At 59.3% G+C, this 11,999-nt stretch carries 14 protein-coding genes and 2 pseudogenes; 5 read left to right on the top strand and 11 right to left on the bottom strand.

Features of this window, described 5'->3' with window-relative positions; translation table 11 throughout:
- Positions 1–273, bottom strand: a 273-nt coding sequence (locus VVS03_RS07525) for a response regulator (protein WP_368534461.1), incomplete at its 3' end; no start/stop codon positions are given.
- A gap of 320 nt (positions 274–593) precedes the next feature.
- Here VVS03_RS07525 and VVS03_RS07520 point away from each other — a divergent pair.
- Together VVS03_RS07520 and VVS03_RS07515 are read left to right on the top strand one after the other, a co-directional pair.
- Positions 594–1,169, top strand: coding sequence for a CueP family metal-binding protein (locus VVS03_RS07520; protein ID WP_368521441.1), 576 nt, complete (start codon positions 594–596; stop codon positions 1,167–1,169).
- Positions 1,170–1,240: 71 nt separating this feature from the next.
- A complete protein-coding gene (locus tag VVS03_RS07515) occupies positions 1,241–2,722 on the top strand; it encodes a multicopper oxidase domain-containing protein (protein ID WP_368521442.1) in 1,482 nt (493 codons plus the stop codon).
- On the opposite strand, the gene VVS03_RS07510 is transcribed toward VVS03_RS07515, so the two are convergent.
- The 4 genes from VVS03_RS07510 to VVS03_RS07495 all read right to left on the bottom strand — a co-directional run bounded on the left by VVS03_RS07510 (position 2,700) and on the right by VVS03_RS07495 (position 5,167).
- Positions 2,700–2,927, bottom strand: a complete 228-nt coding sequence (locus VVS03_RS07510) for a 3'-5' exonuclease (protein ID WP_052292422.1) — start codon at positions 2,925–2,927, stop codon at positions 2,700–2,702. The genes VVS03_RS07515 and VVS03_RS07510 overlap by 23 nt on opposite strands.
- Positions 2,928–2,940: 13 nt before the next feature.
- Positions 2,941–3,171, bottom strand: coding sequence for a hypothetical protein (locus VVS03_RS07505; RefSeq protein WP_368520592.1), 231 nt, complete (start codon positions 3,169–3,171; stop codon positions 2,941–2,943).
- A gap of 619 nt (positions 3,172–3,790) precedes the next feature.
- Complete coding sequence (locus tag VVS03_RS07500) at positions 3,791–4,786, bottom strand: ArsO family NAD(P)H-dependent flavin-containing monooxygenase (protein WP_368521443.1); 996 nt, start codon at positions 4,784–4,786, stop codon at positions 3,791–3,793.
- A gap of 33 nt (positions 4,787–4,819) precedes the next feature.
- The gene (locus VVS03_RS07495; RefSeq protein ID WP_368520591.1) at positions 4,820–5,167 is read right to left on the bottom strand and encodes a metalloregulator ArsR/SmtB family transcription factor; all 348 of its coding nucleotides are present in this window, start codon (positions 5,165–5,167) and stop codon (positions 4,820–4,822) included.
- Between the two features lie 86 nt (positions 5,168–5,253).
- Between VVS03_RS07495 and arsB the strand changes: the two genes are divergently transcribed.
- A complete protein-coding gene (gene arsB, locus VVS03_RS07490) occupies positions 5,254–6,372 on the top strand; it encodes an ACR3 family arsenite efflux transporter (RefSeq protein ID WP_368520590.1) in 1,119 nt (372 codons plus the stop codon).
- Positions 6,369–6,788, top strand: coding sequence for a low molecular weight phosphatase family protein (locus VVS03_RS07485; protein WP_368520589.1), 420 nt, complete (start codon positions 6,369–6,371; stop codon positions 6,786–6,788). The genes arsB and VVS03_RS07485 overlap by 4 nt, the downstream gene beginning before the upstream one ends.
- A 119-nt stretch (positions 6,789–6,907) precedes the next feature.
- Here VVS03_RS07485 and VVS03_RS07480 read toward each other — a convergent pair whose 3' ends face one another.
- From VVS03_RS07480 to VVS03_RS07470, 3 genes are read right to left on the bottom strand one after another with little or no spacing between them, the layout of a single operon-like run.
- Positions 6,908–7,045, bottom strand: coding sequence for a hypothetical protein (locus VVS03_RS07480; protein ID WP_169833256.1), 138 nt, complete (start codon positions 7,043–7,045; stop codon positions 6,908–6,910).
- A gap of 30 nt (positions 7,046–7,075) precedes the next feature.
- Positions 7,076–7,960 (bottom strand): permease, encoded by an 885-nt coding sequence (locus tag VVS03_RS07475; RefSeq protein WP_368520599.1) that lies wholly within the window; start codon positions 7,958–7,960, stop codon positions 7,076–7,078.
- Positions 7,950–8,339 carry an ArsR/SmtB family transcription factor gene (locus VVS03_RS07470; protein WP_368520588.1) on the bottom strand — a complete coding sequence of 130 codons (390 nt, stop codon included), beginning with the start codon at positions 8,337–8,339 and terminating at the stop codon, positions 7,950–7,952. Before VVS03_RS07470 ends, VVS03_RS07475 begins: the two co-directional genes overlap by 11 nt.
- Positions 8,340–8,566: 227 nt before the next feature.
- On the opposite strand from VVS03_RS07470, the pseudogene VVS03_RS07465 reads away from it, so the two are divergent.
- Positions 8,567–8,695, top strand: a pseudogene (locus VVS03_RS07465) (recombinase family protein); the annotation flags it as partial.
- A gap of 30 nt (positions 8,696–8,725) precedes the next feature.
- Here the strand turns inward: VVS03_RS07465 and VVS03_RS07460 are convergent.
- The 3 genes and pseudogenes from VVS03_RS07460 to VVS03_RS07450 form a co-directional block, all read right to left on the bottom strand.
- Positions 8,726–9,894, bottom strand: a pseudogene (locus VVS03_RS07460) (IS3 family transposase).
- A 117-nt stretch (positions 9,895–10,011) separates the two neighbouring features.
- On the bottom strand, positions 10,012–10,674 hold the full coding sequence (locus VVS03_RS07455) for a response regulator (RefSeq protein ID WP_368520587.1): 663 nt from the start codon (positions 10,672–10,674) through the stop codon (positions 10,012–10,014).
- Positions 10,675–10,693: 19 nt separating this feature from the next.
- Positions 10,694–11,914: a sensor histidine kinase gene (locus VVS03_RS07450; protein WP_368520586.1), complete on the bottom strand. Its 1,221-nt coding sequence runs from the start codon at positions 11,912–11,914 to the stop codon at positions 10,694–10,696.
- Between the last annotated feature and the right edge of the window lie 85 nt (positions 11,915–11,999).

The raw sequence follows: 11,999 nt of genomic DNA, 5'->3' as shown, positions 1-11,999 counted from the left end.
ATCCAGCACCACAACATCGGGGGAAAAGCGACGGGCCTCGTCCACGGCCTGGGTGCCGGTGTGCGCCTGGCGGGTATCGAAGCCGGCCCGGATGAGGTAGGAGGCCACCATCTGAGCCAGGGGTTGTTCATCATCGACGACCAGCACCCGCCCCGGGGGTGTGGCGGTGGTCGGTGTGCGGTTAGCCATGGACCCCAGTATCGCTCCGGCCAGAGGGGAATACCACCCTCGCTCAGTGCCCGGCGGGGAAATCTTCATCAAATCTTCAAACATCACCCTTCGACCGCCGTCACCCCTGTGCCCCACCCCGGGCCGGCGGCATCGCCTCCCCTGGTCGGTTCAGCAGGCGCCACCAGGGATTTCACTGCCTGCACCGCATACTCGGGGCGGGTAGAAGGACATCGCCCACGGTTGTGGGGTGGTGTCCTGGTGGTGACCCAGCCCACCGAATTCACCCCTTTTTCGCCCTGTTATAAGTCCGTGAGCAGGGTTTTTGATTTCTAGTCCGTCAGGCACCCGTGCTAAATAAAGGTATGGCATCGACCTTGAGGCGGTGTCTTCTCACGGTCTTACCATGATTCAAGGAGATTGACGTGAAACGAGCAGCGTTCGCAGCCGCCGCCCTTGCCCTCGCCCTCACGGGGTGTTCGGCCGCCGACCCGGAACCCACCGCCGACGGGACGGTGTCCCAGGATACATTCCTGGCTACCCATGGCCTGGCCGCCATGGACGCGGTGGAGATCATTGATCACCTCGACCGGCAGAAGGTCACTGAGCGTCCCACGGATCTGATCGCTTCAGTGCGTGCCGATGAACTGCTGCTCTCGAGCGATGACCAGGAAGTCGTGGTCGATCTTCCCGACAATCAGACGTATGTCTCGATCGCACCCTATCTCACCTCCACCCACGACTGCTTCTACCACAGCCTCACGACCTGCCTGGGGGAACTCGACAATGAGGATATCCAGGTCACGATCACCGATGAGGTGAACGGTGAGGTGCTGGTGGACGAGGCGACAACCACCTTCGACAACGGGTTTATTGGCTTCTGGCTTCCCGATGATGCCACCGGCCTGATTGAGGTCAGCTACCAGGGGCGTACCGGCACCGTGGAGTTTTCCACCGCCGACGACGGTGCCACCTGTGTCACAGACCTGCACCTGACGTGATGGCTCAGCAGGGTCCTCACCTGCGCCTGTCTCCCGTGTCACTGAAATCTAACACCAAGGAAGGTTAAATCATGATGAACGGATTTTCCCGACGACAGTTTCTGCTCGGCGGGCTCGTCCTCGCCGGCACCGGGGCCGTGGCCGCCTGCACCAGCGACCCTGGACCCGCTGCCTCGGCACCAGGTTCCTCTCTTCGCCCCACTCCCACCCCCACTGCGCTCGGTGAGCCAACGGTGCGCCGGACACTGACCGCCCGGCCCCTCTCTCTAGATATCGGCGGTATCGAAGCCAAGACGTGGGGATACGTCTCTGACACCGGGGATGCGGCCATTGAGGCCACCGCCGGCGACGTCCTCCAGGTCGATATCATCAATGAACTGCCTGAGAGCACCTCCATCCACTGGCATGGCATCGCACTCCACAATGCAGCCGACGGTGTGCCCGGCATGACCCAGGACCCCATTGAACCTGGCGAGTCTTTCTCCTATGTTTTTGAAGTCCCCCACGGTGGCACCTACTTCTACCATTCCCACTCCGGCCTGCAGCTTGATCGCGGCCTCCACGCCCCACTGATCGTCCGTGATCCGCAAGACGCTGAGGACCAGGACGTCGAGTGGACCATCGTGCTCGACGACTGGGTCGATGGCATTCAGGGCACTCCCGACGATGAGCTCGACAAGCTCACCGGAATGGGTTCGGGCGACCATAACGGGAAGGAGGGGATGGGAGGTCACGGCCATATGATGCACGGCACCCCGGACCGGGTACTGGGCGGGGATGCCGGCGATGTGATGTATCCGCACTACCTCATCAACGGACGTATCCCCCGTGCTCACCGGACCTTCGAGGCTCGCCCGGGCGGCAAGGCCCGCCTGCGGTTTATCAACTCCGGCGGTGACACCATCTTCAAGGTGGCCCTCGGTGGTCACCGCATGACCGTCACCCACACCGACGGCTTCCCTGTCCAGCCCCGGGAGACCGAATCGATCTACCTGTCGATGGGCGAGCGTGTCGACGTCGAGGTCATCCTCGGCGACGGCATCTTCCCGCTCACGGCTTTGACGGTGGGTAAGGACGACCGCGCCTTCGCCGTCATCCGCACCGCCGGCGGCCAGGTCCCCCACCCCGATGTCGACTTCCCCGAGTTGTCGTCCACCGGACTGCTTCTGTCCTCCCTGAAGCCAGCAGACCGTGCACTCCTGCCCGAGGACACACCAGACCGAGAAGTCAGCATCGACCTGGGCGGGCAGATGATGCCGTATGAATGGAGCATTCTCACCGACGGCCAATCCTCCTCCGCGACCGTGCAGGGGGGCCAGCGCCTGCGGATGGTCATGCGCAACAGGACCATGATGCCCCATCCCATGCACATCCACGGCCACACGTGGGCGCTGCCCGGCAGCGGCGGGCTACGCAAGGACACCGTCCTTCTCCGCCACGGTGAAACCATGATCGCCGACCTGATCGCTGACAACCCCGGTGAGTGGGCATTTCACTGCCATAACGCCTATCACATGGAAACCGGGATGCTCAGCTCGCTTCGCTACGAGTAACCCCCACAGCAGGGTTGAGTGCCGAGGTGGGCGGGGTGTCCCCCCGAGTAGTGGACACGGCTTTGGTGTCAGGGTTGAGCAATGTGTGCCAGGAGTCGACGGGATTGAAGTATGCGTCAGCGCGCACGGCAGCAAGTTCAATGATGCGGTCGTAGCGCTTGTTAAAGCCGGTGGTTTCGGTATCAATGACCGCAAAGACCGACATGCCCGCCTAAACGCTATCGAACACTGCAAACAACGTGGATTTCTTTGGATAGCCACACTGTGGGGTTACCCGCAAATCGTGGATAGCCACAAATCAAATCAACATGAGAGCCATTGCTTGCTGTGCCGTTGCCGAAGATGCTTTCAACAACGATCTCCAAGGTGTCCCCATCAGGCAAGGAAATATCTGTAAGGAAAGACTTTTCTAGGTTGAGGATGCCGCCTCCAGTTTCTGAAAGCAGCATATTCTAATCACCAGGTAGCTTTTTGCCAAGCTTGTCTTCGATCTCAAGGATGTGCTGATCGCTTGCCGGCTGTGCAGTGTACTCAAAAAAGCTGGCGTAGTTTTTCATGATTACCCTTTAACAATTCGTAACGGACCTGACCCCTTTTAGGTGGACACCTGCTATCCAGCCTAGTCGGGCTAGGAAGAAAGGTAATCTACCATCATGTCCAGGTACTCCGAACAGTTCAAACGCGATGCTGTGGCTCTCTATGAGAACAATGAGGACCTCTCGCTGAACGCAGCATCAGCAGAGCTTTGAAGCACTCACATACGCTACACTGACCAAAGGAGCATAGCTAACCCCCGACGTGTCCACTTTCCGGGGTTCAGGCCCGTACACCAAGGGCCAGGCGAGCCGGACGCCACGATCAGCTCGTCGTGATCCGCAGGTAGTCGACGCAGCGCTCCAAGCCTGATCTGTCAGCGCGGGAGCGGGCAGAGAGCTTTCGAGAAACTCCTTATCTACGGTGCCGATCATCTCGCGCTGGCGGGCCAGGTTCTGGTCGGCACTGAAGACACGGATATAGGAAAATCTCTGACCCACAGCGTATACCTCGGGGTTACCGGCCAGGCGGAGATTACTTGACGGTCATGCCAAATGAGTCCGCGATGGTCCGGGCGGTCTGCTTGGCGTAGGGGCCTACCCCGGTGAGCGTGGCGGATCCGGGGCCGGTCCAGTCGCCGTAACCGACCAGGTGCAGGCCCGGGTATTTTGGGGTCGTGCCGTCCAGGAGCCGGCGCACCGGCCCGAGGGACGGCCGAAACCCGGTACACCAGATCAGATGATCGGCCCGTACTTCGTTGAGGGAGTTAAACATCGGCGTCGCCGCCAACCATCCGGCGTCGCGGGCAGCGCGCACCTCAGGCAGCACGACAATGTCGCCGAGCTCCGAGTCGGCCCCCGGATCGGTCTCGCCGCGCTGGACGGCCAGGGCGCGTTGCCGGTTCCGGCGAAACAGCACCCGCCCGTCGACCTCATCGGGCATCCACCGTGGTGGATGGCGGGTATACCAGGTGACTTCGGCAACACCGGTGAGTTCGGCGGCGATCTGCGCGGCGGAGTTCGCCGCCCCCACCACAGCCACGGTCGACCCCCGGAAGGGGCCCACCCCGGGATAGTTTGCCGAATGCCACTGCGTGCCGGTAAACAATCCCGGGTATGCCGGGACGAAGGGAGTAGACCAGGTACCGGTGGCGGCTACGACATGGGGAGCCGTCCACGATCGATCACCGGCGTAGAGGCGGTAGCCTCCATCCTCCCGGTCGACGCGGTCCACGTGCACGGGGCGCTCGACGGGGATCCGGTAGCGCTGCTCATAGTCAGCAAGGTAGTCGATGACATGGTCCGACGGTGGGAACCCCTCGTAGGCTGGCATGGGCTTGCCCGGCAGGCTGGAAAACTCTGCGGTGGAAAACAACGTCATCGACGGCCACACATGCCGCCACGCCCCACCGGCACCCTCTTGATCGTCGAGGACCAAGGCGTCCACGCCTGCTCGCAGCAGGTAGTAGGCGGTGGACAGGCCCGCCTGGCCACCGCCAATAATGATCGCCTCGAAGTGTTTGCTGGTCACGTGTGTGATCGTCTCCTTCTCGTCGGTGGTGGGTCAGTCCATCTGCAACACGGTGCGCAGCTCCGCGAACAGCTCCGGGCGCACCTGATGAGTCACCGTCCGACCGACCCGGACCTTGTCCAATAACCCGGCCTCGGTCAACCGCTTCAGGTGGTGCGACACGGTCGGCTGACTCAACCCCGACGTCTCTGTCAGCTCCCCGACGCTGGCCGGGCCGCAGCCTTCGGCCGCTAACTGCGATAGCAAACGCAGGCGGGCAGGATCGGCCAACACCTTGAACAACGTGGCGTAGCGCTCGGCCTCACCACTGGTCAAGGGGCCAGCACCCAGTGAGCAACAGGCGGACAAGTCCGCCAGCGGGAGAGTCTGCGAGAATGTCATACCAACCATCCTATATTGACAACCTTCAATATAAAGGCTACTTTTTGTATTGATGCTTGTCAATATTGTGAAAGGCTCGTATGAATATGAATGTTGATAACCGCCCACGCATGACGATTTTGGACCGCTTCCTGCCGGTCTGGATCACTCTCGCCATGGCCGCTGGCCTACTCATCGGACGGGTGGTCCCCGGTATTGGTGACGCCTTGGGCGCTCTGGAGGTCGGTGGGATTTCCCTGCCGATAGCGCTTGGCCTCCTGGTGATGATGTATCCGCCACTGGCGAAGGTTCGCTACGACAAGGCCGTCGAGATCGCCGCCGATAAACGCCTGATGACGGTGTCCATCGTCCTCAACTGGCTGGTCGGTCCGGCTTTCATGTTTGCCTTGGCCTGGATCTTCCTGCCAGATCAGCCGGAACTGCGCACCGGGTTGATCATCGTCGGCCTGGCTCGGTGTATTGCGATGGTGCTCGTCTGGACTGATCTGTCATGTGGTGACCGGGAGGCCACGGCCGTCCTGGTGGCGATCAACTCGGTGTTCCAAGTCATCATGCTCAGCGTACTCGGCTGGTTCTACCTCCAGGTCCTGCCGGCCTGGCTGGGCCTGGAGACTACCTCGGCCGAATTTTCCTTCTGGTCGATCGTGGTTTCCGTGCTCGTATTCCTTGGCATCCCGCTGGCCACCGGAGTGGCCTCCCGGATCATCGGTGAAAAAACCAAGGGCCGTGCCTGGTACGAAAACACCTACCTGCCGAAGATCTCCCCGCTGGCACTGAGCGGCCTGCTCTATACCATCGTGCTGCTGTTTTCCCTGCAGGGCGAGCAGATTACCTCCCAGCCGTGGACCGTGGCCCGCGTGGCTGTGCCGCTGCTGGCCTACTTCGTCGGCATGTTCGCCATCGCACTGATTGCGACGAAGGCGTCGGGAATGAATTACGCCCAGTCGGCGTCGGTGTCGTTTACGGCAGCGGGCAATAACTTCGAGCTGGCCATCGCCGTGGCCATCGGCACCTTCGGGGCGACCTCCGCACAGGCGCTAGCCGGCACGATCGGCCCGTTGATCGAGATCCCGGTTCTTGTCGGCCTAGTCTACACCATGCGGTGGCTGGGACCGAAACTCTTCCCCCAGGATCCGACCCTACCCGTATCCTCGACACCGTCCTCGCAGACTGCTGTATCCGAGAAGGAGACCTTCACCTCATGAGCACCCACCCAACAGTTCTGTTCGTCTGCGTCGGCAACGGCGGAAAGTCCCAAATGGCCGCAGCCCTAGCCGCTAAGCACGCCGGTGACCGGATCGAGATCCACTCCGCCGGCACGACACCCGGCACGAAGCTCAACACCCAATCCGTCGAGGTCATCGCAGAGGCCGGCGCCGACATGTCCGCAGGCCACCCTAAGGGTGTAGATCCACAGCTGTTGCGCGAGGTCGACCGCGTGATCATCCTGGGAGGTGATGCCCAGCTGGAGCTACCCGACGACGCCCACGGAACGTGCGAACGGTGGGTGACTGACGAGCCGTCCACGCGCGGTATCGAGGGGATCGAGCGCATGCGCCTGGTCCGTGACGACATCGACACCCGGGTACGCAGGCTCATCGCCGAGCTGCTTGAGAACTAATCACCCCACCCCACATCAACGACCCCGCGCGATTGTCACGCGGGGTCGTTGGTGTCTGCACCGGCTGTCAGCTCCTCGTCCGAGAGCCAGACACGCTGGTAGAGACCGGATGTGTCGGGTTAGGACGTAGCCTGCGGGTGCTGCTCCTCCTGGTCACTGGTGGTCTCAGTGGTGTCGGTGTCGTCGTCGGCGACGATCTCGACCCCGCAGCAGTCGGAGGTGGAGTTTTTCTTGGTAAACAGGTCTTTGAAGCCCATGAGGGTCTCCTTTCGTTAGAGGTACGTGGTTTAGAGGATGATCGTCATCGCGTAGCCGGCCAGCATGGCCGCCAGCAGAATGGTGATCACGAAGGTGGTCAACAGTTTCGGCTTGAACACCGCCGCCAACATGGAGACCTCCGGCGGAGAGGCCCCCGCCCCGCCGATCATCATCGCGAAGATCGGGCCGATGGCTACCCCGGCACCCGATAAAGCCAGGGCGACCGGCAGCATCGTTTCCAGTCGGACATACAGCGGGATACCGATCACCGCAGCCAGTGGAATCAGCCACCAGACGTTTCCACCGGCCATAAATCCCAGGCCGTCTTCGGGCACGACCCCGTAGATGAATGCACCGATGGCCACGCCGATGATCATCGGAAGGAGCATGGGGCGAAGATCGTCCCATGTTTGACGGATCGTTGCCGGGGTTTCTTGTTTGATTCCACGCCACGGGGTCCCGTCCAGCTGGCGCCCGCCCTTGACCTTGACCTTGCGCAGCTGGTCTTCCATACCCAGCGCGGTCCAGGCCCAGGGTGCTCCCAGCGCCAGCAGCACCATGATCACCGCGTAGCTGATCGCGACCTGCCAGGTAAAGATCAGCCAGATCCCGCCGACGATAACCGGGTTGAGCAGCGGCGAAGCGATCAGGTAGGTCACGGTGGTACGAAAGGCCACCCCGGCTTTGAGCATGCTGACAAACATCGGGATCGTCGAACAGGAACAAAACGGAGTGATCGCCCCCAATGCCAGCCCTTTGACCTGGCCGGGAACCGCTCCACCATCCATCCAGCTCTGCAACCGCTCCGGACCGAAGCGCCGGTTGATCAGCGCGACCGCATAGGAGATCACCAGAAATAGCAGGAGCAGTTCGACCAGGAGGATAGTGAACGTGCCGAGCGCGCTAATCAGCATCAACGACCTCGCTTCTCAGGGAGGTGTCCGTGCAGCAGGCGCGTTGTCCCTCCGGGGTCAACGCCGCCAGGTGCGCCAGCCAGCGCACCGGATCAGCCAGCTGAGCACAACACACCGAATTCAGCGTGGCACGACCCCTCGGCTCCGAGTCCACCAGTCCGGCCTTGCGCAGGGCAGCCAGATGATGGCTAACCAACGCCTGACTCATCCCGGTGACCTCATGGAGCTGGCGGTTGGTCATCGACTTCTCCGCCAAGGTGAGCAGGATCGTCAACCGGTTTTCATCCGACAGCGCGGACAGTGTGGGTGCGAGTAACTGGGCCCGCTCGGCGGGACTGAGATCTGACGCGGGGATGGATAAGGAAATCTCTGTAAGCACACTCCGATATTAACAAGCGAGTACTTGTATTTCAAGCAATAGTTTGAACGTCGGAAAAGGGGCCCCTTCCGGCCTTTCCCGAACGCCTCACTTTCAAGGAAGTGGGACACCATCAATGACAATGGATTGAAAATACACAGTCCCAGGAGGAGTATTTCCCACAAGTCATGCCACAACCATGTCCCATAATGTCCGCTACAGAATAGACTTCCGGCACTATTCTGGTTATGGATACTGGCTACGCTCGGGTGTCGACCGCGAAACAGGATCTTGACCGACAGATCGACGCTCTGCGCCAGGAAGGTATTGCCAGCAAATACATTTACGTTGATAAGAAATCCGGATCCACCACCAACTGAAGCGTCCTGGGTTTAGTTCCGCTTCTTTTACGGCCCTGTGCTGATCGGCTGGGTGAGACAATACTCGGTTTCTATTTCTTGTGGGGTGGTGTAGTCCAATGCTTCGTGAAGTCTCTTGGTGTTCCACCAATGCACTCACCGCAAGGTGGCTAGTTCGACTTCCCCCACCGATGTCCACGGGCCTTGGGCGTGAATGAGTTCAGCTTTGTAGAGTCCGTTGACTGTCTCCGTCAATGCGTTGTCGTAGGAGTCGCCGACTATTCCGACACTCGGGCGGATTCCGGATTCCGCTAGCGCGGTGGAACACTTCAGTGACACGTACTGGCTGCCCCGATCGCTATGGTGTGCCAGCTGGTTTCCATGGATTCGTCCTGCAGTCGTTAACGCATGTTCCAATGCCTCCATGGGCAGCGCATCGGTACGCATCGTCGAGCGTGTCGCAACACCAACAATTTTTCTATTGAAGACATCCACAACAAACGCGGTGTAGGCGAATCCTGACAGGGTGCGAACGTAAGTAATATCAGCAACCCAAAGCCTGCCTGGTGCTTGTGCACGGAAGTCTCGTTGTACAAGATCCGGGCGATGATCCGGTGTCTTCGGGCTGATCGTGGTGACCGGAGTTCGCCCGCGTCTGCGGCCGGAAACACCTGCTAGCTTCATCAGACGTGTGGTCTTGTCACGACCGATATGAAAGCCTTCACGGTTCATCGCGTGCCACATTGTGCGGATACCGTAGACCGAAAAATTCTTAGCATGCACGCGTTGAATCTCTGGGATAAGCAGGCTATCGCTTAACGCTCTCGCACTGGGAACACGTGTGGTGGCTTTTCGGTAGCCGCGTGAGGTGATGAATCCACGATCTGATTGTCGAAGCGCTCTGCAGATGGCCCCAGGCCCCAAACTGATCTTTATACGCGTCGATGTAAGAGATCATGTGGTCGTGGGTCGGTCGAGTTCCGCTGCGAAAAGCTGAAGTAGTCTTGAGAATCCCGTTTGCTCGTTTCAGTTCGCGGTTTTCTCGACGCAGGCGCCCCAAGTTCTTCTTCCATTGTTTCGCTATCCGGCGCTTTGCGGCCGTCTCGTGTAGAGGCGCTGTCGCGGTACCACGCCCGCAATGTGTGGCGTGATGCATCGAGGAGCTCACCGACTTCCTCGTAGGCGCGTTGTAGTGAGCAGGACTCCAAGCGGACCATTTCGATGACCTGATGGACCGCCTACTCCTTGAGCTCGACGGAATATTTTCTAGGCCTAGTGTCTTGTCCTTGCTTAGCTGAGAAAGGACCTAAACTCAGAACGCTTCAGTATGTTAATTAATCTAGCTGACCAAAAGCTCGGGCAAGAGTGAGAGCGAGGACGGTTCTATCGGAAGCCTTCATCTTGCGCAGTAGGACGGACACATGGTTCTTTACGGTGCCTTCGGCCAAGTAGAGAATTTCAGCGATTTCCTTGTTGTTCTTTCCTTCCGCAACAAGGGTCGCGACTTTGCGCTCTGCACGCGTCAAGGTGGTGACTCCCTCCACGGACGCAGGCTTTTTAGATGATGGACTGCAGCACGCGTTTGTTGGTCGGTGCAGCATGCGGGCAATACGGGGATCGAGGACGATGCCGCCGCTGGCGGCGGCATCGATCGCTTCCGCGAGATGATTGGCATCAATGTCTTTGAGTAGATAGCCTGCAGCACCAGCATCGATGAGTGAGCGGACCAGTGTGGCGTCGTCGAAGGTGGTGAGAACCAGTACGGGAACATGAGGGTAATGGGTCGCACACTCGCGTACGACAGCGAGCCCATCGAAGTCAGGCATGACCGCATCAGTGACAACAATGTCGGGAGCAAAAGCATCGATAAGCGAGCTCACCTCTTTTCCATTAGTAGTAGTTGCGACGACCTCGCACTCGTCGATGGTGTCGAAAATTAAGGCGAGACCGCGGAGAAGCAGCTCATGGTCATCGATGAGAATTACTCGGTTAGTCATACGTTGATCTGTCCTTCTGTTAGCAGCTAGTCACAGGCAGTTCGATACTGAGAAGAAACCCATCAGCAATTCCCCCGTGCCCCGAAACGAGGACTCGTCCGCCAAGCGCTCCGGCGCGTTCTTGTAGCGAGCGAATACCAAAGCCAGCCTGCGAGTCATCAGAACCTGGGCCGTTGTCGGAAACCGACATAGTGATGACGTTGAAATCGCTGTCAAAATTCACGGACATGCGTGCCGTGGTGGTGCTTGCACTGTGTCGGACCACGTTGGTTAAGGCCTCCTGTGCCGCAGCGAGAAGAATATTCTCCACGGGAGGTGTGAGTTCTGGGGCGTTTGATGCTACTTCTACCTCAACGGTCAGTGCGGTAGAAGAAAAGGAGTTTCCCAACGCAGTCAGTGCGTCATAAAACCCTTCGGATTCTAAACGAATAGGGTGGAGAGCCCGCACGACAGTGCGCATATCGTCGAGAGCGGCAATTGTTGTATTGCGCGCATGAGCTATCTCTTCGGCGGCACGTTCTGGGTTCTTCGCTATCATGCGTTGGGAAAAATCCAAGCTCATGCTGATGGCCGTGAGCCGATGTCCTAAACCATCATGCAAAGCTGCTGCAATGCGTCCGCGTTCTTCAGAGAGCGTGAGCTCCCGGGCGGTCTCGATAGAGCGCCGTAGCTGTTCATTTGCGACGGCGAGTTCTGCAGCCCGATGGGTCTTCTCTACAGCATCGGTGGCTGCCGTACGGGCAAGGCGTGCAAGAAAGACACCGATTGCTATCAGCGAGAACGACGCTAGAGCTTCGGTAATGATTCTGCCAAGGCTAGAACCGGAGACGACATGGATTCCGACTACGGCTAAAACAGGGAACAGACCGTAGATGATTCCAGCACGCAACGACTGGACAATGACTACGGCCACGACCCCAAGCCAGATTACTACCAGCGAGGACGAGTTATTTGCGGTGAGGAATACAACTAGGGCTGACGCAGCGAAGCACCACGTAGCCGCAGTGAGAGGCAGGCGCTTTTTTACCGCGTGCGACCACCAGATTTCAGTGCCAAGGAAAAGCGTCAGGGCTACGAGTTGAGGGATCATCGCCTGGGGAGTATCCCAGCGAACAATAGCCAGAATCATAAACACCGCTACTGGGCTGAGGAAAGCTAGAAAAGGCTGCGCAAGTATGGCGACGTCGTAGGTCGACGCAACATACGTGGATGGAGCAATGTAGCGAGCTCGGGAAGGCATAGGGCTAATCCTAGATCGCCCGACCCATGACGTGGGTCATATTTTCAGCGACCTGAAGTAATGACTGGAGACACTTAAAAACAGC

Source organism: Corynebacterium sp. LK2537, assembly GCF_040946485.1.
Lineage (GTDB): Bacteria > Actinomycetota > Actinomycetes > Mycobacteriales > Mycobacteriaceae > Corynebacterium.
This window is presented reverse-complemented; position numbering and strand designations above follow the sequence as displayed.

Bases quoted from the DNA above. Each gene is read 5' to 3' on its own strand.
- VVS03_RS07510 (WP_052292422.1), bottom strand. From the start codon at position 2,927: ATGTCGGTCTTTGCGGTCATTGATACCGAAACCACCGGCTTTAACAAG.
- VVS03_RS07495 (WP_368520591.1), bottom strand. From the start codon at position 5,167: ATGACATTCTCGCAGACTCTCCCGCTGGCGGACTTGTCCGCCTGTTGC.
- VVS03_RS07505 (WP_368520592.1), bottom strand. From the start codon at position 3,171: ATGCTGCTTTCAGAAACTGGAGGCGGCATCCTCAACCTAGAAAAGTCT.
- VVS03_RS07485 (WP_368520589.1), top strand. From the start codon at position 6,369: ATGAGCACCCACCCAACAGTTCTGTTCGTCTGCGTCGGCAACGGCGGA.
- arsB (WP_368520590.1), top strand. From the start codon at position 5,254: ATGAATGTTGATAACCGCCCACGCATGACGATTTTGGACCGCTTCCTG.
- VVS03_RS07450 (WP_368520586.1), bottom strand. From the start codon at position 11,914: ATGCCTTCCCGAGCTCGCTACATTGCTCCATCCACGTATGTTGCGTCG.
- VVS03_RS07475 (WP_368520599.1), bottom strand. From the start codon at position 7,960: ATGCTGATTAGCGCGCTCGGCACGTTCACTATCCTCCTGGTCGAACTG.
- VVS03_RS07455 (WP_368520587.1), bottom strand. From the start codon at position 10,674: ATGACTAACCGAGTAATTCTCATCGATGACCATGAGCTGCTTCTCCGC.
- VVS03_RS07480 (WP_169833256.1), bottom strand. From the start codon at position 7,045: ATGGGCTTCAAAGACCTGTTTACCAAGAAAAACTCCACCTCCGACTGC.
- VVS03_RS07515 (WP_368521442.1), top strand. From the start codon at position 1,241: ATGATGAACGGATTTTCCCGACGACAGTTTCTGCTCGGCGGGCTCGTC.